19 protein-coding genes are annotated in these 19352 nt (G+C 40.3%); 16 read left to right on the plus strand and 3 right to left on the minus strand.

From position 1 onward, the window contains the following. The first annotated feature begins 7 nt into the window (after window positions 1–7). From ACQKNS_RS15235 to ACQKNS_RS15245, 3 genes are all read left to right on the plus strand, one after another. Window positions 8–835: a sulfurtransferase gene (locus ACQKNS_RS15235; RefSeq protein WP_427644002.1), complete on the plus strand. Its 828-nt coding sequence runs from the start codon at window positions 8–10 to the stop codon at window positions 833–835. Window positions 836–920: 85 nt separating this feature from the next. Next, window positions 921–1796 (plus strand): 5'-3' exonuclease, encoded by an 876-nt coding sequence (locus tag ACQKNS_RS15240; protein ID WP_427644004.1) that lies wholly within the window; start codon window positions 921–923, stop codon window positions 1794–1796. Window positions 1797–1904: 108 nt separating this feature from the next. Beyond that, entirely contained in the window at window positions 1905–2198 is a 294-nt protein-coding gene (locus ACQKNS_RS15245; protein ID WP_048688421.1) for a DUF6123 family protein, read from the plus strand. A gap of 44 nt (window positions 2199–2242) precedes the next feature. On the opposite strand, the gene ACQKNS_RS15250 is transcribed toward ACQKNS_RS15245, so the two are convergent. Together ACQKNS_RS15250 and ACQKNS_RS15255 are read right to left on the minus strand one after the other, a co-directional pair. Beyond that, complete coding sequence (locus tag ACQKNS_RS15250; protein ID WP_427644006.1) at window positions 2243–3151, minus strand: DMT family transporter; 909 nt, start codon at window positions 3149–3151, stop codon at window positions 2243–2245. Beyond that, window positions 3135–3548: a reverse transcriptase-like protein gene (locus ACQKNS_RS15255; RefSeq protein WP_427644008.1), complete on the minus strand. Its 414-nt coding sequence runs from the start codon at window positions 3546–3548 to the stop codon at window positions 3135–3137. The genes ACQKNS_RS15250 and ACQKNS_RS15255 overlap by 17 nt, the downstream gene beginning before the upstream one ends. Before the next feature lie 221 nt (window positions 3549–3769). On the opposite strand from ACQKNS_RS15255, the gene ACQKNS_RS15260 reads away from it, so the two are divergent. The 3 genes from ACQKNS_RS15260 to ACQKNS_RS15270 all read left to right on the plus strand — a co-directional run bounded on the left by ACQKNS_RS15260 (window position 3770) and on the right by ACQKNS_RS15270 (window position 5591). Beyond that, window positions 3770–4441, plus strand: a complete 672-nt coding sequence (locus tag ACQKNS_RS15260) for a reverse transcriptase-like protein (protein ID WP_427644010.1) — start codon at window positions 3770–3772, stop codon at window positions 4439–4441. Between the two features lie 5 nt (window positions 4442–4446). Continuing rightward, window positions 4447–4632 carry a zinc-finger domain-containing protein gene (locus ACQKNS_RS15265; protein WP_427644012.1) on the plus strand — a complete coding sequence of 62 codons (186 nt, stop codon included), beginning with the start codon at window positions 4447–4449 and terminating at the stop codon, window positions 4630–4632. An 83-nt stretch (window positions 4633–4715) separates the two neighbouring features. Continuing rightward, window positions 4716–5591: an HD-GYP domain-containing protein gene (locus tag ACQKNS_RS15270; protein ID WP_427644014.1), complete on the plus strand. Its 876-nt coding sequence runs from the start codon at window positions 4716–4718 to the stop codon at window positions 5589–5591. Window positions 5592–5707: 116 nt separating this feature from the next. Here the strand turns inward: ACQKNS_RS15270 and ACQKNS_RS15275 are convergent, their stop codons facing one another. Further along, window positions 5708–6172, minus strand: coding sequence for an RrF2 family transcriptional regulator (locus ACQKNS_RS15275; RefSeq protein ID WP_427644016.1), 465 nt, complete (start codon window positions 6170–6172; stop codon window positions 5708–5710). A gap of 170 nt (window positions 6173–6342) precedes the next feature. Between ACQKNS_RS15275 and hmpA the strand changes: the two genes are divergently transcribed. From hmpA to ACQKNS_RS15325, 10 genes are all read left to right on the plus strand, one after another. Then, window positions 6343–7551, plus strand: a complete 1209-nt coding sequence (gene hmpA, locus ACQKNS_RS15280) for an NO-inducible flavohemoprotein (protein ID WP_427644018.1) — start codon at window positions 6343–6345, stop codon at window positions 7549–7551. Window positions 7552–7885: 334 nt separating this feature from the next. Next, window positions 7886–8974, plus strand: coding sequence for a glutamate 5-kinase (gene proB / locus ACQKNS_RS15285; RefSeq protein WP_427644019.1), 1089 nt, complete (start codon window positions 7886–7888; stop codon window positions 8972–8974). Window positions 8975–9013: 39 nt separating this feature from the next. After that, a complete protein-coding gene (locus ACQKNS_RS15290; protein WP_427644021.1) occupies window positions 9014–10261 on the plus strand; it encodes a glutamate-5-semialdehyde dehydrogenase in 1248 nt (415 codons plus the stop codon). A gap of 80 nt (window positions 10262–10341) precedes the next feature. Next, window positions 10342–10776, plus strand: a complete 435-nt coding sequence (locus ACQKNS_RS15295) for a general stress protein (RefSeq protein WP_427644023.1) — start codon at window positions 10342–10344, stop codon at window positions 10774–10776. A gap of 677 nt (window positions 10777–11453) precedes the next feature. Beyond that, window positions 11454–13388: a sigma 54-interacting transcriptional regulator gene (locus ACQKNS_RS15300; RefSeq protein WP_427644025.1), complete on the plus strand. Its 1935-nt coding sequence runs from the start codon at window positions 11454–11456 to the stop codon at window positions 13386–13388. Window positions 13389–13574: 186 nt separating this feature from the next. Continuing rightward, complete coding sequence (locus ACQKNS_RS15305) at window positions 13575–14549, plus strand: hydroxyacid dehydrogenase (protein WP_427644027.1); 975 nt, start codon at window positions 13575–13577, stop codon at window positions 14547–14549. An 83-nt stretch (window positions 14550–14632) separates the two neighbouring features. Next, window positions 14633–14824 (plus strand): DUF3311 domain-containing protein, encoded by a 192-nt coding sequence (locus ACQKNS_RS15310; RefSeq protein ID WP_034307824.1) that lies wholly within the window; start codon window positions 14633–14635, stop codon window positions 14822–14824. Continuing rightward, a complete protein-coding gene (locus ACQKNS_RS15315) occupies window positions 14824–16317 on the plus strand; it encodes a sodium:solute symporter family protein (RefSeq protein WP_427644029.1) in 1494 nt (497 codons plus the stop codon). Before ACQKNS_RS15310 ends, ACQKNS_RS15315 begins: the two co-directional genes overlap by 1 nt. An 85-nt stretch (window positions 16318–16402) precedes the next feature. Continuing rightward, window positions 16403–18067, plus strand: coding sequence for a thiamine pyrophosphate-dependent enzyme (locus tag ACQKNS_RS15320; RefSeq protein ID WP_427644031.1), 1665 nt, complete (start codon window positions 16403–16405; stop codon window positions 18065–18067). 84 nt (window positions 18068–18151) lie between these two features. Then, a complete protein-coding gene (locus ACQKNS_RS15325) occupies window positions 18152–19333 on the plus strand; it encodes a Glu/Leu/Phe/Val family dehydrogenase (RefSeq protein WP_427644033.1) in 1182 nt (393 codons plus the stop codon). The last annotated feature ends 19 nt before the right edge of the window (window positions 19334–19352 follow it).

The following is a 19352-nucleotide window of genomic DNA, read 5'->3' on the forward strand; positions in this document are numbered from 1 at the left end:
TTTTTAGATGAGTTTCATAATTGAAAAAGAAGAGCTGTTGCCGATGTTGAATAGCCAGGATATCAGAATTTGCGACTGCCGCTTTAAGCTAGGCTCTCCTGACGCGGGGTATAATGAATACAAAAAAGACCATATTTCAGGCGCGGTTTATTTCGATCTTGAAAAGGACTTGTCGGGGCAGGTTCAAGAACATGGCGGAAGGCATCCTCTTCCTGACCTGGAAACCTTTAAAGGTAAACTGGAATCAAATGGTATCTCCAATGATACGGTACTTATTGCTTATGATGGCGGAGAAGGTTCTTTTGCTTCCAGGTTTGTCTGGCTGCTCAGCTACCTTGGGCATCAGAAAGTTTTTGTTCTTAACGGGGGCATTCGCGCATGGAAGGATGATGGCTATCCAATTGACTCGGATCAAACGAAATATGTGCCAACAGAATATCATATCGCTTTAAACGAATCCGTTTTTGCATCTTTTCAATCAGTGAAGGATTACACAATGAATACGCCTGATGATATCGTATTGATCGATTCAAGAGAATCTAAGCGCTACGAGGGAATCGAGGAGCCGATTGATAAAAAAGCCGGACATATACCTGGGGCAGTAAATAAGGTGTGGACGAACGTTTTGGAAAATGGCTATTTTAAAAAGAAGGAAGATCTTCAGTCGAATTTTACAGGTATCGGTAAAGATAAGGAAATCATTGTGTACTGCGGTTCAGGAGTGACGGCATCCCCCAATTATATCGCCCTGAAGGAAGCTGGCTTTAAAGATGTGAAGATTTATATTGGCAGTTTCAGTGACTGGATCTCGTATGATGATAATCCAATTGAATAATAATTTTTCCAATTAAACGATCCTTAAAAATGGGGACAATTATGTTAAAATGGAAGTACATCATGATAGAGGTGATAATGTGTTAATGAAAGAAAACGAGCAGCATCCTTCCTTTATGCTTGTTGATGGGATGGCGCTTTTATTTAGAGCTTTTTATGCAACGGCAGTTACTGGTCAATTCATGATTAACTCAAAAGGCATCCCGACTAATGCCGTTCAAGGCTTTTTGAAGCATATGCTGACGGCGGTGAATCACTTTTCACCTAGTCATGTAGCGGTGTGTTGGGATATGGGCAGCAAGACTTTCAGAAATGAATTATTTGATGGATACAAGGCTAATCGATCAGAAGCCCCAGTAGAAATGATCCCTCAATTCGATCTGGCGAAACAAGCGGTTGAAGCATTTGATATCCCTAACATAGGACTCTCTGGATATGAGGCGGATGACTGTATCGGGACAATTGCCAAGGCATCTGCCCAACATAGCCGGGTAGGTATATTGACTGGCGATCAAGATATGCTACAGTTAATAGATGAAAACATTTCCGTGCTCTTGTTAAAAAAAGGATATGGTAACTATGAAGTTCATAATCCCGATAGCTTTTTTGAATGGAAAGGGATTACACCAAGACAAATGATCGATTTAAAAGCTTTAATGGGTGATACAGCCGATAACTATCCCGGGGTTAAAGGAATTGGGGAGAAGACAGCGTTAAAATTATTGATCCAGTACCAAAGTATCGAAGGGATTCTTGAAAATGTTGCTTCATTGACGAACGGGCAGCGGGCTAAAATTGAATCCGCCGTCGATATGCTTCATTTATCCAGAAAGCTAGCAGAAATAAAATGTGATGTACCCATTTCATGTTCTTTGGACGATGCGGTTTATCAGTATGATCGCGAGAAGGTCAAAAATCTGGCTAAAGATCATGAATTCAGGGCTTTACTGCGAATGATTTAATATGATAAGCGGAGCTTCCAATGGGAGCTCTTTTATTTTGCACGGTGCTTTTTTTGTCGAAAAATGGATAGTCAAAGTCTTTGATATACGGTAAGATGAAAATAAGGCATGAAGTATGGAGTGGATGCAGAAGTGGCGAAATCAACTGAAGAGTATGTTAGTTTTTTAGAGGGTAAGGGATTCACTTTTGGTAATGACGCTATTGGTTTTATTTATTTTGGTAAGCGCTACACAGATGCGAGTGATATTTTAGTCAATGCAGCAATAGAATTGACATTGAAGGTACAAAAGAACTTTGATGGCAGCTTTTATATCTCCTTTTTGGAAAACTTAAAACAAAATGGCATTGAAACGCGTAGTGCAGCGGTATCTTTTGCAAAAGAACAGGGGCTGCTTAAATAAATCGGACTTCGTAACTGGAAGTCCGATTTATTTTATTGGCTTTTTCAAGAAAACTCCTGTGTCACGGGTTTCTTTTTCTTTACAGGCAGCTCAGCGAAAATCATCCCCAAGAATATGAATGCGCAGCCAATGATGGAAGCGGTAGTCAATTTTTCCCCTATCAATATGTATGAGGATAACGCGGCAAAAACCGGTTCCATTGAAAAGATCAGCGCCACTCTTGTAGGTGTCGTATAGGCTTGGAAGAAGGTTTGTGCAAAAAAGGCGAACGCAGTGGCAAGGGCTGCCGTAACCAATAAAGCAGTCCATACGTCCTTCTGTAACATGACCTCCGAGCTGAAGATGACGGAATGATTCTCTTTGAAAATGAAGGCTGAAACAAATGATAATAAAGAAACGGTGGAAACCTGAATCAGCGTCAAAGGTAAAGCGGGTAAGGTCTTGGCATATTTAGCGGTTGTAATGATCTGCATGGCAAAACTGATTGCGCATAGAAATACCAGTAAATCACCGATATTCAAATTGGAGCGGTCAGCGAAAGTCATTAAATAAAGCCCGATGGTTGCGGCTGCGACACCTATTATTGTATTGCGGGAAAGCCTATGTTTTAAAAGCAACAGGGAAAACACGGGCACCATGACGACACTTAATCCTGTTATAAAGCCTGTCTTCGCAGGAGTTGTATAATTCAGTCCGATCGTTTGAAGCCCATACCCCAGAAAAAGCCAAACCCCAATATGAAACCCAGCTTTTAAAAGACCATTGTTACAAGTTTTCCCCTTTTTGTGTAAAGTCGATAAATAAGGGATGAGCAAGAATACGAACGCCATGAAAAAACGGACCGCATTAAACGTGAAGGGGTCTAGGAAAGATAGGGCATTTTGGACCATTACAAAGGTTACGCCCCAAATGAATACAACGAATAATAATGAAAAATCAGCTGTCTTGTTCATGAATTTCCTCAGACTTATTCATTCGTATGGCCCGTCTTGCAAGCTCATCCGCGGACTTGTTTTCAAGATTTGGTATCCATTTCATGAAAAATAACTCAAGCTCATCGGAAAGCTTTAGCGCCCGTTCCAACAAAATGGAATACTTATTCTTTGCAAATCTTTTTTCAATGGCCTGGTTGATGGCCTGGGAGTCAGTACGAAAAGAAACGATTTGATACTTATTGGCTACACAAATTTCCAATGCTTTGATTAAAGCATGGTACTCCGCTTCATGGTTTTCCATATTTCCAAGCGGAAAGGCATGCCGCTCGACCATACCATTATTATTTATGAAAACACCTGCGCCGCTCGGCCCTGGATTGCCTGCACTGGCACCATCAATATACACTTCGATCAAGATGTGCTCCTCCTCGGGTTTAACTGTCAATATGTTATGATAATAAAACGTTTCATATAAAATAAAGATTGAAACATGAGAATTTCAGGCTGAAATGGGAACTATAATTAAAAAAGCGATACAAATGCTTACAATATATTATAAAGGGTAAGACGAAAAAAAGGTATGAAAATTGTGAGCTGTTCTGCATGAATGGTGAATGGATAAGGAGCTGGAAATCTTTGAAGGTTATTATGCAATGGACATATCATGCTTCAAAAAAACCATCTGCCGATTTCATTTCGGATTGGCTTGATGCCGGGACTGCACTGGTCATTACAGAAGATCTTGAAAAAGCAGGAAGGCTGAAAGAAGTAGAGTTCAAAGATGAATTCGATACAACCTGGACCAAGAAGGAGCTAAGAAAACTCCTTACGGAAGTTGAGGAAGAACCGCAGGAAGTGACTGTTTTTTTTGATGGCGGTTTTCAAAAAGATGAAAAGGTGGCAGGGATCGGTGTTGCCATTTATTTTCGTCAAGGTAAGAAGTTCTGGCGGTTACGATCCAATTTGAAATTAGAGCAATTCGAATCCAATAATGAAGCGGAATATGCAGCATTTCATGAAGCGGTCAGGCAAATGGACGAACTTGGAATTCACCATCAAAGTTGTGTCTTTAAAGGGGATTCCCTCGTTGTCTTAAATCAACTTTCCGGTGAATGGCCCTGTATGGAAGAAAACTTAAATAAATGGCTTGACCGCATTGAAGCGAAACTGGATAAATTAAAGATCATTCCGGTCTGCAAGCCAATTTCCCGAAAGGAAAACCAAGAAGCCGATCGCCTGGCAACACTTGCACTGCAGGGAAAAGCCATTTTCAGCAAAATGGAAATTGCTGAATCAAAGGAGCCATAACAATAATGAACAGGAAAAAAATATTTGAAGAAGTGGAAGATGTTCTCGCTTCATATTGTCAAGATTGTTTTTTACGGAAGCATTTTCGAAAAGAGAAGGGACGTACGTATGCCCATCAGTTCTGTATTTCAGAATGTACGGTTGGTGAAAAATTAAAACAGCTGGGCAATGAACTTAGTGATCGATCCTAAGCCCCGAAAATTGTTTTCATTATGGCAAAAGATCATGAAGGATATGGTACTATAGGTAAAAAATAGAGAATAGTGTGAGAGCAATGAAAAATAGAAGAGGGAAGCTGAATAATAAAGCGAATGCGCCATTTACCATACCTGAAATGTATTTCATAATGGAAGAATTGAAAAAAGGTGAATCTTCTTTAACGATGAATCATGTACAACCTAACGTAAAGATTCATGAAAGGATCAACGAAGCTTCTCTACAAATGAAAAACATCTTTCAAGATATACGTAAAGAAGGAAAAATACAGCTTGAAAAGATTGAATTGATTAAAGCAGAAGTAGCACCTGTCATTGCAGAAGCTGCAAAGAGTCCTGATATTTATTACCTTTTCGATGAGATGCAAGCAAATGACGAGTACACATATAGACACCATATCGGGGTCGGAATCATTGCCACTTATCTGGGGATGAAGCTTGGGTTATCGAAAGAAAACCTTACAGCCTTGACATTGGCAGCCACGCTGCATGACGTGGGTAAAATAAGGATTTCGGATAGTATATTGGAAAAACCGGGTAAACTGACTGCGGCAGAATATGAAGAAATGAAACGCCATACCATTTATGGGTATGAATTACTTAACAATATTCCAGGAATCCTGCCTTCGATAGCATTAACAGCTCTTCAGCACCATGAACGGGAAGATGGGCAAGGCTATCCACTTGGACTGAAGGGGAATGAAATTCATCATCATGCGAAAATCGTCGCAATAGCCGATGTATTCCATGCGATGTCTTCAAATCGTGTATATCATCAGGCCATGCCGTTTTATAAGGTGATTGAACAAATGAACAGCAATATGTTCGGTAAATTCAATCCAGAAATCCTGCTGGAATTTGTAAATCGGTTAATGTCCACATTGGTCGGAAAGAAGTCATGCTTACTAATGAACGAATCGGGAAGATCGTTATGATCAATCCATACGATCCCCTTAAAGTTTTATTGAAAACCGGTACAGGAATCATGGATTTACGAATGGAAAAGGAAATGCAGATCGAACGAATCATCGGCTAATGAAAAAGAGCCCGATTATAAAAAATCGGGCTCTTCGTCATTCTTCTTTACCGAATCGAAATAGGCTTTGAGCATCACTTTATTTTCGCTGAAGTCTGCAATCGTATATTGATCAAGTACCTTTAGAAAAGCTTCCAAGGCATTATTAAGAACAAATTTCAATGAACAAACGGGAGAAATCACACAGTTATCGTGATCTTTAAAACATTCCACTAGATAAAAGTCCTCCTCGGTTCGCCGTACAAGTTCCCCAACATTTATTTCAGCGGGTGATTTTGCAAGCCGAAATCCGCCATTTCTTCCGCGAATCGTCTCGATATAGCCTAATTTTCCAAGATTATGAACAATCTTCATCAAATGATTTTTAGACAGTTGATAAACTTCAGAAATCTCTTTAATATTTGATAATTTGCTTTGGTCGTGGGAAGCCAGGTAAATCAACACTCTAAGTGAGTAATCGGAATAACTCGTCAACCTCATGTTTATCGCCTCACATTCTATCCCCATTTGACTATATCATAAATGTGAACATTTTATAAACATTAAAACTTATTGTTCAAAAAGATGTATAAAATATATTGCTTTTAATGCATATAAGTTCTAATATAAACATGTATTTAAAATACTTGTTTATGAAGAGGGGTTTACCTATGCTATCCCAAAAAACTATTGATGTTATCAAATCAACCGTACCTGTATTAGAAGTGCATGGTACAACAATCACAACTGTATTCTATAAAAATCTTTTCGAAGCACATCCTGAATTATTAAATATTTTTAATCACGCCAATCAAAAAAAGGGGCGCCAGCAAAATGCACTGGCCAACACGGTTTTGGCAGCAGCTAAATATATAGATCAACTCGAAACGATACTACCTGCCGTGAAGCAAATAGCACAAAAACACAGAAGTCTTGCCGTTAAAGCCGAACATTATCCTATTGTTGGAGAATTTCTATTAGGTGCAATCAAGGAAGTGTTACAAGATTCAGCTACAGAAGAGATCCTTCAAGCTTGGGGAGAGGCCTATGGAGTCATTGCCGATGCTTTCATCAGCATCGAAAAAGAAATGTACGACGAAGCTTCCAATCAGGTCGGCGGTTGGTCTGATTTCAAACGATTTACAGTGGTGGAAAAAGTACAGGAAAGCGACGTAATCACATCCTTTTATTTAAAACCGTCGGATGGAGATAAGGTTCCATCATTTCTTCCTGGACAATATATTACCATTCGGATCGAGATACCTGGTGAACGTTATTTATTTAACCGTCAGTATAGTTTGTCTGATGTTCCTGGAAAAGATTATTTCCGGATTTCCGTTAAAAAAGAAAAGCCGGGAACCTCTCCTGATGGAAGGGTCTCCAACTACTTGCATGAATCCATTCAGATGGGTGACAGTATTGACGTAACGGCTCCTGCAGGTGATTTCACGATCGACTTGGAAAAACGAACACCGGCAGTATTCTTGAGCGGCGGCGTTGGCATAACACCTTTCATGAGCATGGTCCATGCGATAGCTGAACAAACCCCTGAGCGTGATGTACAATTTCTTCATGCTTCCGATAATGGTCAGGTGCAGCCGTTCAGAATGGAACTGACAGAACTAGCCCAAAAGCTTGCCAACTATCAATTATCCTTTGTCTTTAAAAATCCGGGTGAAGATGATAAGAACCTGCCGAATTTTGAAAAGGAAGGGTATGTCGATAAGGAATTATTGAGCGGTTTTGTTAAACCTGAAGCTGATTATTATGTGTGTGGCCCTGTTCCTTTCATGAAGGCAATCATTACTTACCTGAAAGAGTTGGGAATAGATGCGGATAAAATTCACTATGAGTTCTTCGGCCCGGCTATTGCGTTATAAGGTCCATTCATCGCCGGAATGTTATTGACATCAAGCAGATAATTTTGCATACTATATTAAAACAATGAACGTTGAGAGAAGATTAGTATGCGAGAATCACTGTGACAGAGAGCGGCGTCAATTGCTGGAAGATCCGCGACAGGAAAACGCAGAACCTGCTTCTTGAGTCCTATGCAAAACATAGGCGCAAATCCTGGCGTTATCAGGCAAAGTGGAATGCATGAACTTGCATTCAATGAAGGTGGTACCACGGAGAGCAGCCCTTTTCGTCCTTATTTCGAGGATGAAAAGGGCTTTTTTTCATGTCTATGATATTTATTGGAGGAAGAAATCGATGGAAAAGAAACGCATCGTTGTAAAGATAGGAAGTAGTTCTTTGACCAACACAAAAGGTGAAATCGACCAAAATAAATTTTCCGATCATATTCAGGCAGTGGCAGCTTTAAGGAAAGCCGGACATGAAGTTGTCCTTGTTTCATCAGGTGCTGTAGCAACAGGTTTTCGCAAGCTCGGCTATCCTACGAGACCTGTCACTCTCAAGGGAAAACAAGCTGCTGCAGCGGTCGGGCAAAGCCTATTGATTCAATCATATATGGAGCAATTGGGACATTTTGGAATCGTCCCTGCACAGATTTTGTTAACTAGGAAAGATTTCTCGAAAAAGGATAGATATGAAAATGCCTATGCAACATTGATGGAATTGCTTGAACGCGGCATCCTTCCGATTATTAATGAAAATGATACGGTATCGGTCGAGGAGTTGACTTTTGGTGATAATGATATGCTATCCGCTTTAGTGAGCGGGTTGGTCCACGCCACCAATTTGATCATATTAACGGACATTAATGGGCTTTATGATTCCAATCCACAGACAAATCCAGGGGCGAAACGGTTTGATAAGCTATCCGAAGTAACGGCGGATTTATTGCAAATGGCAGAAGGTGCAGGATCCAATGTCGGGACCGGGGGTATGAAATCTAAGCTGATTGCAGCGCAAACTGCATTGTCTCTAGGTGTGAAAGTATTCATTGGTTCAGGTTATGGGAGTGATAAACTTCTGACAATCCTTGAAGGCAAAGGTGATGGCACGTATATTGGGAATGATGTCTTGACGACGGTAACGAAAAACAAGCAATGGATATCCCTTCATTCACAAGTATCCGGGAAAATTTTCATTGATGAAGGTGCCGAAAGGGCTTTAGTGTCAAATGGCAGCAGTCTGCTGCCAGCTGGAATTTATGAAATTAAAGGAATCTTCAATAAGGGGGATGTTGTCGAAGTTTATGGCGTAAATGGATTATTGGGTCGGGGCGAGGTCCTTTATTCCGACGAAGAATTAAAACAGGCGATGGGGAAGAGAACATCCGAGCTTGTGATCACTTCCATGGAAGTGATTCATCGTGATAAATGGGTGAAAGCATAAAAAATCAAAATTTAATGGAGGAAAAGGGGGCATTTGGAAATGAGTGAAGTGACGGCGAAAGGAAAGGCAGCCAAAAAAGCCAGTTATCAGTTAATAGGATTAAGTACGGAACAAAAGAACAAGGCACTAAGAAACATTGCCAATCAACTTATTATCGATAAAGATTTTTTGATAAAAGAAAATCAAAAGGATTTGGAAGAAGGCAGGAAAAAAGGCTTCAGTGAGTCTACATTGGATCGAATTATGTTAAATGTTACCCGTATTGACGACATGGCTGAGGCCATTATGCTTTTAATCGATTTAAAGGATCCGGTTGGGGAACAATTGGAGACGATTGAAAAAGAGAATGGTTTATTGATTAAAAAATTACGGGTGCCAATCGGTGTAATCGGGATGATTTATGAAGCCAGGCCTAACGTGACCATCGATGCAGCTACATTGTCCTTGAAAACGGGGAATGCCGTCCTATTAAGAGGAAGCTCATCCGCCAAAAACTCCAATATGGCACTAGTCTCATCCATTCACAAGGCTTTAGAGAATACGGAAATTCCTGTGGAAGCTGTTCAGTTGATCGAAGATACGAGTCGTGAAACCGCTAAGGAACTTTTTCATCTTAATGAGTATTTAGATGTTTTGATTCCACGCGGAGGTAAGAATTTAATTGAAACTGTCATTAAGGAGTCCACTGTACCAGTTCTTGAAACAGGGGCAGGCAACTGCCATATCTTCATCGATCAGACTGCAGATATCACGATGGTCGAGAAAATTGTCTTAAATGGTAAAACTCAGCGACCATCCGTTTGCAATGCCATCGAGGGGCTTCTGATTCATGAAAAATGGTTTGAAGAAAACGGAGTACGCATGTTGGAACTCCTGGACGAAAAAGGTATTGAAGTATATGGGGATGAAACGGTTTGCAGCTCCTTTCCAAAAGCGAAAACGGCTACGGAAGAAGATTGGTCAACGGAGTACCTGGCTTTAAAAATCAGCGTGAAAACCGTAAAAGGTGTATTCGATGCGATTGAACACATTAACCGATACGGTACCAAGCATTCTGAAGCAATCCTGACGAGGGATGAACAAAACGCTTTCGCATTTTTGAATAAAGTAGATGCCGCAGCAGTTTATCACAATGCTTCCACCCGTTTTACCGACGGCTTTGAATTTGGTTATGGTGCAGAAATCGGCATTTCGACACAAAAGCTGCATGCACGTGGACCAATGGGTTTACCTGCCTTGACATCAAGTAAGTACTTCATTTACGGCCAGGGGCAAATCCGGGAATGAATTTCATTTCCTTCATGGAAGGTTATTAAAACTCAATTAAGGGTATTGTATTATACATTACTTTTAAAGGAGCAGATACCATGGACAAGAGGTTTATAGCAATATATGAAAATGCAATTGAAGCGACTTCAGCTGTCGAAAACTTAAAGGAACAAGGATATACATCCGATCAAATATCAGTAGTGGCAAAAAACATTGATAAATTACCCAGTGAAGCCGAGGAAGTCGCCCCGGCAAAGACTGATGGATTAGTGGCTGGGGCAGCCGCCGGCGGAGCTGTCGGATTAACAGGCCTGCTTATTGGAATGAGTGCATTGGCCGTACCGGGAATTGGTCCGATATTGGCAGCAGGACCGATTTTCGCCACTTTTGGCGGAGCCGCAGCCGGGGCAGCATCGGGAGCAGGAGGATTGAGAAAGCCATTATTGGATATTGGACTGGAGGAAGCCGAAGTCGAGCATTATGTGGAGGATATTAAAGCAGGGAAAATCCTTGTCATTGCAGATCCTTTTTAAGTTCGTAAGGAAAGCGACCTTGAATGAAAAGATTTACGAAGTTTGATAACAGTTCAATGGCCGCAAAAACTCAAAAAAATATTTATTGAAAAACCCCGTTCAGGATTTCTTGAACGGGGTTAATATGATTGTAGACTAATTTTATTGTCAGTTACTATAAAATCAAAAGGAATTCCACATTTGTATGAAGAATTAAATATAGTCCTATTACCGAGAAAGGAAGGGGAATCATGGAAAAGAGTATAGGCGATGCCACTTTAAGAAATTAAAAAGGATTTTTTCATGTGATTTTCACCTAAGAATCATTATACTGATGATAATGTTAATAAGCGTATTTTAGTGAAGAAAAGCAAGCTTTAATGTGATGACCTGAATGACCATATTAAAAACCAATCGAAATTCTTATGATGAAAAAACCCACGATAAAGGGTTTTTTATTTTTCAAAGTCATTTTATAAAGTGATATATCTAATAGCCAAATAAAATGCAGAATGACTATTTTCAAAGTCTCAATTGGACTAAAGACATTACTTCTCCTAGCTATGAATGAAAACCTTTACGGCATTCTTAACTTACCAGATAATAAAAGTCCTTGTATGACTAGATGTAGAATAAGTAACAGGTTGCTTGAGCTTATATCCAATAAACTAAAATGATTTACGTTGGAGGTGGGTGTTTTGATAAAAATAAAACTCGTTGTTCCTCGAAAAGGGTATATTACGGATGCTTTTGAAAGATTTGAGGAATTCAATAAGTTGGAAGAATCGGATAACAATGATAACGGTTCAGTGAAGTTTGTTTTAGAGGAGGTAGTTGAGGATGCCGATAAGATTGGGAAGTTGAAGCTGGATGCTGATGTGATCATCTCAAGGGGATTAATCACGAAACTATTAAAAGAAAGCAATGAATTCATTCCTATCGTTGATATACCTGTACAAGGTATTGACCTTATTCGTTCCCTGTATGATTGCAAGGCACGTTTTGGAAGTAAAAAAGTGGCCGTTATAGGAGCGTTAAACATGATTTATGGCGTTGAGAACCTTTCGGATATTGTTGATTTGCCAATTCAGTCCTATATATTAAACGATATCGAGTCTTCAGTCAGTTTAGTGGATTTGGCAGCCAGAGAGGGCTGTGAGGTTGTGTTGAGTGGTTTAAGTACTTGTAAATATGCTGAAGAGATAGGGTTGGGAGCCATTCTGGTTGACACTGGAAAGGAATCATTTCGGCAGGCATTAATTGAGGCGAAAAGAGTAGCACTTGTTAGCAGAAGGGAACAGGAGAAGACCAAGCGTTACCAAACGATTCTTAATTATGCCTATGAAGGGGTCATTGCTATAGATTTAAAAGGACAAATATCTGTATTTAATACGGCTGCTCAGGAGATATTATCCATTTCCAAGGGAAGCTTAATTGGAAATTCTATATATGACATAATAAAGCCCGGGAAATTTCGAAATATGCTTTTAAGCGACGGTGAATATGAAAAAGATACCGTTGATTACCAATCGATTCAATTATCGGTCAAAAAAGTTGCGATATTTTTAAAAGGTAAAAAAGTGGGGGATATGGTCGCCTTTCAAGATGTTACCCGCATTCAAGAGATGGAAGGGAAGTTCTTTAGAAAACTTCATTCACGCGGACATGTGGCTAAGTACACATTTGATGATATATTGTATCGAAGTCCAGAAATTAAGAGGACGATTGAAACAGCTCAACGTTATAGTGAAGTAGATTCAAACACTCTTATAATTGGAGAAACTGGAACGGGCAAGGAAATATTCGCCCAAAGCATACATAATCATAGCAACCGGAAAAATAACCCGTTTGTTGCCATTAATTGCGCGGCGCTTCCCGAAAATTTATTGGAAAGTGAGCTTTTCGGATATGCAGAAGGAGCTTTCACGGGAGCAATGAAAGGCGGAAAGCAAGGATTTTTTGAATTGGCTCATAGAGGTACGATTTTTTTAGATGAAATAGGCGAAATCTCCCCAAAAATGCAAAGCCGGCTGCTACGTGTCCTCCAAGAGCGGGAAATCATGCGCATCGGTGATGATAAAGTAATACCGGTTGATGTGAGAATTGTGTCGGCAACGAACAAAGACCTCATGCAAATGGTGAAAAGTAATGATTTTCGGGAGGATCTATATTATCGCTTGAGTGTACTGGACCTTGTATTGCCTCCACTTCGGGAACGAAGAGAAGATATTCCGTTATTGGTGAATGCTTTTATTCAGAAAAGTCATTCGGATCATAAACAAATTAAGATTACGGATACTGCCATGAAAAAGCTGAGCGAAGAGAATTGGGAAGGGAATATTCGCCAATTGCAAAATTTTTGTGAGCGATTATGCGCTCTTTATAAAGACAAATTAATTGATATATACGATATTGAAATGTATTTTCCAAATAGAAATAAAAAGAAAATGCAGCTGTCGGAACGAGACGAATTGATGGATATGTCATCTGAGATGCATGTATCCGAGCGTGAAAGAATTGTTCAAATGTTAATTAAGGTTAATTTTAATAAAGGAAAAGCTGCCTTTGAGTTAGGGATGAGTCGCACGACTTTATGGAGAAAAATGAAAAACCTGAATATTGAAACAAATTGAAACATAATGAGACTAAATAATTCATTTTGAAACAATTTGTTAACTTTATTTTTGTCTTAATATATGGACTAACTGGCTACTTTCCTGTATAAACTGATGTTTTTTATGTTGGCACAATAATTGTATGTATAACAATGCAGTAGGAAAGATTTTTCCTTCAGGTTCATAAGAAAGGTTGGTGTGAAGGTGAGTCATTTAGTGTATATTCCTCAAGATATTGAGAGAGAGGGGAAAAATTATTTAGTAGAAAAAGGCTATAAGATTAAAGTGGGGGCTGATCTGGCGCAAGAAATACTTATGGAAGAAATCAAGGATTGTGATGCAGTGCTAACGAGATCTACGGCTGTAATAAATAAAGAAGTGATTCAAGCAGCTGAAAACCTCAAAGTGATTGCCAAGTATGGTGTGGGCTTGGACAATATTGATATCGAAGCTGCTACAGAGCGCGGCATTTATGTAACAAATACCCCAGAGGCAAATGCGAATTCTGTAGCTGAACATGTAATGGCATTAATTTTATCATTGTCGAAAAACTTGAGCTTGGCTGATAAAGAACTGCGCAGCGGGAATTTTGCTATTCGTAATCAACTTTTTGGCATGGACTTGGAAGGCAAGACATTGGGGATTATCGGACTGGGGAGGATCGGTAGAATACTGGCAAAAAAGGCTTTCCAAGGCTTCGGTATGAAAGTGATTGGCTACGATCCCTATGTTACAGCCAGAACGAATTCAGAGTTGGAGATAGTAAAAGATTTAGAATGGGTATTCAGAAGCTCTGATGTTATTAGCCTGCATCTGCCGTTAACGAAAACGACAAAAGGGATAATAGGAAGCCGTGAGTTTTCCTGGATGAAACCTTCTGCCTATTTTGTAAACGCTTCCAGGGGCGGTGTGGTGAAGGAAAATGATTTAGTGAATGCTTTGCAAGCGGGACAGATTGCCGGCGCTGGAATAGACGTATTTGAAGTTGAGCCTCCCGATAAATGGAATCCCCTGTTTAAATTGGATAATGTGATAGTCAGTCCTCATAATGCGGCATTGACGAAGGAAGGCTCGATACGCATGGCTGTACATGCAGCGATGCAAGTGGAACAAGTTCTTACAGGCCTGAAACCGAATTGGGCTGTAAATGAGCCCTTAACTAAAGGGCTGTCAATGTAATAATTAAGAATGAATTATCTGTTTTTTCAGAAAAGTGAGGATTGGATGGTTCAAGTTGGCATTTGGGTAAGGACGGTGAACAAATGAAGAAAATAATCTATGTGATAAGTGCGATACCGGCACTTGGCTCGCTTGTGGTTATCAATCGGATTGAACCTTATGTTTTAGGGATGCCATTTGTTCTTTTTTGGGCTATATTATGGGTTTGTCTTACATCAGTGTTTTTAATCATTGCTAATAAACTCGATCCTGCAACCGAGGAGGAAGAAGACTGATGAATGAAGCCCTGCTTGTTATCCTTTTCTTTCTAGTACTGTGTATTTGGTTAGGGCTTCAAGCTCGAAAAGGTAAAAATATGAGTTTGGAACAATGGGCTATAGGCGGAAGGGGTTTCGGCAGCTTTTTGCTCTTCTTCTTGATAGCAGGTGAAATGTTTACGACATATACGTTTTTGGGTGCAAGCGGAGGAGCTTATAGATCAGGTATGCCTCCTGCCTTATACGCTTTCAATTGCTTCTATTTTGTAATCGCCTATTGGCTGTTGCCGCCTATTTGGAGATATGCCAAAAAAAATAATGTCATATCACAATCTGATTTTTATGATAAAAAGTATAAGAGTCCGGCTTTAGGAGTTCTTGTGGCGGTAATTAGCGTCATTTCAATCATTCCATATCTGATCATGCAGTTGAAAGGGTTAGGAATTATCGTATCGGAAGCCTCTTATGGGTCCATTTCGCCCAATGTGGCTATAGTTGTAAGTGTCATTGCAATTACAATTTATGTAACTGCTTCAGGGATGCATGGAGTGGCGTGGACCGCGGTCATTAAAGATATCATGATTCTGACTGTTGTCGTCTTCATGGGGATTTATTTTCCTATTCATTATTACGGTGGTTTACAGCCGATGTTTGAAGCAATCGATACTGCAAAACAAGGATTTTTGATTTTCCCGGAACAAGGTTTGAGTATCTCTTGGTTTATTTCAGCTACGATTATGACAGCACTGGCATTCTATATGTTTCCTCATATGTTGGCTGGAGTATTCTCTGCAAAAAGCCCAAAATCACTTCGTTGGAATGCTGGGGTTATGCCAATTTATCAAGTAATCATCATTTTTTCGTTATTTATTGGTTTTTCTGCGATTCTCCAAGTTCCGAATTTACAGGGGGCAGAAGCAGACTTAGCATTATTTAAAATGGCGAAGATGTCATTTGATCCCTGGTTTGTTGGAGTTATCGGAGCATCAGGGGCGATGGCCGCCCTTATACCTAGTTCACTGGTGTTGACGGCTACTGCCACAATCCTTTCAAAAAATGTATATAAGGTGTGGAAGCCGAAAACCTCAGATGAACAGCTTCAAAGACTGAGCAGGATGTTAGTGCCTGTCATTTCTATAGTGACTCTATATTTTACGTTCAATGGCGGGGAGTCGATCTTTACGTTGTATCTAATGGCATATAGCTTCATGGCACAGTTGTTCCCAGCACTATTTTTCAGTCTATGGAAAAAGAATCCCGTTACCGTTCAAGGAGCTTTTGCAGGAATGGTCATTGGAATTTTAGTTGTCATATACTCGACGACTTCAGGTACGACACTCGCTACTTTATTTCCATCTCTACCACAAGCAATACAAGACCTTGATGTAGGGTTAGCTGTATTATTCATCAACATTGCAGTAACGTTGGGAGTGAGTGCCGTTACAAGAAAGACATCAATTGGGATGGAAGAGGATAATAAACAAGTTTCAGGAATGGACAAAACTAGTTAACTGATAGTGGAAAATGAGTCCAATATTAATAGAATCATAAATGACTAGAACATATAACACGTACTTGATAGCGGGAGGTTTGATTATGAAAGTCAGTGGAGGAAGAGCAGTTGTAGAAGTAATGGCTAAAGAAGGGGTAAAAAAAGCTTTTTGTGTACCTGGTGAAAGTTATCTTAGTGTAATGGACGCACTATATCGACATCCTGAAATAGAACTTATTTCCGCCAGGCATGAAGGGGGTGCTTCTTTTATGGCTGAAGGGTATGCCAAGGCTTCGGGTGAGGTAGGAGTTTGTATGGCAACGCGTGGAGTGGGTGCGACAAACTTAGCTATCGGCATTCATACTGCCGCGCAAGACTCAACCCCTTTGGTTGCGCTTATTGGGCAAGTCGAACGCCCTTTTAAAGAAAAGGAAGCATTTCAGGAAGTGAATTTGACGGGTTTTTTCAGTCATTTATGTAAATGGACGGTAGAGATCGATCGTGTGGAAAGGATTCCGGAATTATTGCAACGTGCTTTCCACATTGCTCGATCGGGGCGTCCGGGCCCTGTATTGGTGGCTTTGCCGCATGATATGTTAGAAGATGAGGCAGAGTTGAACATAAAACCGTCTTATCGCTCGCTTCCTCCTCAACCACATATGGAAGATGTGAAGCAGGCGATGGATATGATACGAAACGCGGAGCGTCCCGTTTTGATTGCAGGCGGTGGTGTGATTCATGCCAAGGCCCACAGGTTGCTTGTACAGTTTGCGGAGGCAATGAAACTTCCAGTCGTTACAGCTTTCCGTCGATTTGACGCATTTCCGAACTTACATCCTTGCTATGCAGGATGGCTTGGGTTTGGGACACCACAATATTTACTTGATGCAATCCGGGATGCAGATGTAGTTTTGGCATTGGGGACACGATTCTCTCAAGTAGGAACACAAGATTACACATTGCTTTCTAAAAATTCAAAGCTGATCCATGTGGATATTTGTCCCGATATTTTTGGTAAAGTGTATGCACCTACTCTTGCCATTGAAGCAGATGCCAGAAGCTTTCTGGAACAAGCTATACAAGTTCCTGAACCTGAATCTATTATTTCAAGCGAAGATCATTTGAAAGAATTGCACGATAAATATTTGGAATTTTCTGAACCGAAGGCCGACTATACGGAAGAATTCGTGGATATGGACGGATTGATGCATGATCTTGCCGTCTGTCTGCCGAAAGACACCATCATTACTAATGACGCTGGTAACTTTTTTGGATGGTTATCAAAATATTACCGTTTCGAACAAGAAAACACATACGTAGGGCCTACGTCGGGTGCGATGGGATATGGACTGCCTGCTGCTATTGGGGCAAAGCTGGCGCAGCCTCACAAACAGGTTGTATCAATTTCAGGAGATGGCGGCTTTATGATGACTCTCCAAGAGATTGAAACGGCTGTAAGGTATAAAATTCCAACCATATCTATTGTTGTCAACAATAATATTTACGGAACAATTCGTGTCCATCAAGAAAGGCATTTTCCAAATCGGGTCGTTGGAACTGACTTGTCTAATCCTGATTTTGCCGAATTGGCCCGCTTATTTGGAGCACATGGTGAAAAGGTTGAAAAAAATAGTGATTTTGCGCCAGCGCTGCAAAGGGCGATTGCTTCTGGGCTGCCGTCTGTAATCGAGGTTGCAGTCAATCCAAAGATTCTATCTGTAGGCCAAGACAAGAAGAAAGTACACGAAAACCTGGTGTCAAACAATTAATTGCCTGCATGGCTGCTTTATATTGTTTGCATTGAAGGTTAGCAGGATCCACTAAAAGGAAGATATTTAAGGGAGGTTTCATAGTTGTTAAAACCATATTTAGTTGTTGAATGGAATGATACGGAAACAGATGCAAAAGGCTGGCTGGTCGTCCATAACTTTGTAAAAGGCTATACTGGCGGCGGTACAAGAATGCACCCAACGGTTACAAGAGGAGAAGTCGAAAGGCTGGCCGAGGCTATGGCTTATAAGTATGTAGCTTGTGAGTCTGAGACGACTGGCGGTTGTAAAGCGGGCATTGCCTATGATTACAAAGCGCCAGATGCATATGCAGTGTTAAGAAGATTTCTGATTGCGATGATGCCTTATATAGATATAGGGGTATCTTTAGGCAGTGATTTAGGTACCAAATATGAAGATGTGCTCAAAATATTTAATGAATTTGGTATCGATATCCCACTAACGGCATCAATGAAGCAAAACCCGAACGTTCTGCAAGGGATAAAAGACTTCGATGAACTGTTGACGACAAAAATCGACGGGTTGTTTTTGAACGATGTGGTAACAGGGTATGGTGTTGCATTTTCCGCAGATGAGGCATGGAAATTTAAAAGCGGAAAAGGTGGAGCGAGGGTTGTCATTCAAGGGTTCGGCTGTGTAGGAGCAAGCTGCGCATTGAAAATGTCCCAATTAGGCTATAAAGTTGTGGGAATTTCCGATGCAGCTCTTTTGGTAACGTGTGAAGAAGGATTGGATGTCCAAAAACTCATTGATCATAAGAATATATACGGAGAAATGGATAAAGCCTTTTTTGAACCGCATTATGATGTAAGGCCAAACACGGAATGGCTCGATATAGAGTGCGACATTTTAATTCCGTCCGCACTGGAGGATGTCATCCATAGATCTAATGCTAAAAGCGTAAAAGCGAGCTTGATTGTGGAGGCGGCAAACATTCCCCTTTCTTCTGAGGGAGACGAAATCATAAAACAAAGAGGAATTGATGTTGTCAATGATTTCGTTGCCAACCTGGGGGCGATAAGATTTTATGAAGTGGTTATTTTCGGTCTAGTTAAACCGAATCCACAAGCTGTCATTGATGATATAGAAAAACTTTGCAGGAAAAATACGTATCACTTGTTTACACAAGCTAAAAACCAAAATAAATATCAAAGAGAAGTAGCTTATGAAATATTTAAACCTAAAATCAGCGACCTGCCGGAATATGCCGGGCCATCCGAAGCGTTATCGGGGATTTCCCGTTAACTTGTGTTAAACATAAATC

Origin of the sequence: Peribacillus sp. NPDC094092, from assembly GCF_050279365.1 — a bacterium.
In the GTDB taxonomy this organism is placed as follows: Bacteria; Bacillota; Bacilli; order Bacillales; family DSM-1321; genus Peribacillus.

What these genes read in the sequence shown, in the direction of transcription:
- ACQKNS_RS15235 (WP_427644002.1), top strand. Translation starts at nt 8, where the DNA reads ATGAGTTTCATAATTGAAAAAGAAGAGCTGTTGCCGATGTTGAATAGC.
- ACQKNS_RS15240 (WP_427644004.1), top strand. Translation starts at nt 921, where the DNA reads ATGAAAGAAAACGAGCAGCATCCTTCCTTTATGCTTGTTGATGGGATG.
- ACQKNS_RS15245 (WP_048688421.1), top strand. Translation starts at nt 1,905, where the DNA reads ATGAAGTATGGAGTGGATGCAGAAGTGGCGAAATCAACTGAAGAGTAT.
- ACQKNS_RS15250 (WP_427644006.1), bottom strand. Translation starts at nt 3,151, where the DNA reads ATGAACAAGACAGCTGATTTTTCATTATTATTCGTTGTATTCATTTGG.
- ACQKNS_RS15265 (WP_427644012.1), top strand. Translation starts at nt 4,447, where the DNA reads ATGAACAGGAAAAAAATATTTGAAGAAGTGGAAGATGTTCTCGCTTCA.
- ACQKNS_RS15270 (WP_427644014.1), top strand. Translation starts at nt 4,716, where the DNA reads ATGAAAAATAGAAGAGGGAAGCTGAATAATAAAGCGAATGCGCCATTT.
- ACQKNS_RS15275 (WP_427644016.1), bottom strand. Translation starts at nt 6,172, where the DNA reads ATGAGGTTGACGAGTTATTCCGATTACTCACTTAGAGTGTTGATTTAC.
- hmpA (WP_427644018.1), top strand. Translation starts at nt 6,343, where the DNA reads ATGCTATCCCAAAAAACTATTGATGTTATCAAATCAACCGTACCTGTA.
- proB (WP_427644019.1), top strand. Translation starts at nt 7,886, where the DNA reads ATGGAAAAGAAACGCATCGTTGTAAAGATAGGAAGTAGTTCTTTGACC.
- ACQKNS_RS15290 (WP_427644021.1), top strand. Translation starts at nt 9,014, where the DNA reads ATGAGTGAAGTGACGGCGAAAGGAAAGGCAGCCAAAAAAGCCAGTTAT.
- ACQKNS_RS15295 (WP_427644023.1), top strand. Translation starts at nt 10,342, where the DNA reads ATGGACAAGAGGTTTATAGCAATATATGAAAATGCAATTGAAGCGACT.
- ACQKNS_RS15310 (WP_034307824.1), top strand. Translation starts at nt 14,633, where the DNA reads ATGAAGAAAATAATCTATGTGATAAGTGCGATACCGGCACTTGGCTCG.
- ACQKNS_RS15315 (WP_427644029.1), top strand. Translation starts at nt 14,824, where the DNA reads ATGAATGAAGCCCTGCTTGTTATCCTTTTCTTTCTAGTACTGTGTATT.
- ACQKNS_RS15320 (WP_427644031.1), top strand. Translation starts at nt 16,403, where the DNA reads ATGAAAGTCAGTGGAGGAAGAGCAGTTGTAGAAGTAATGGCTAAAGAA.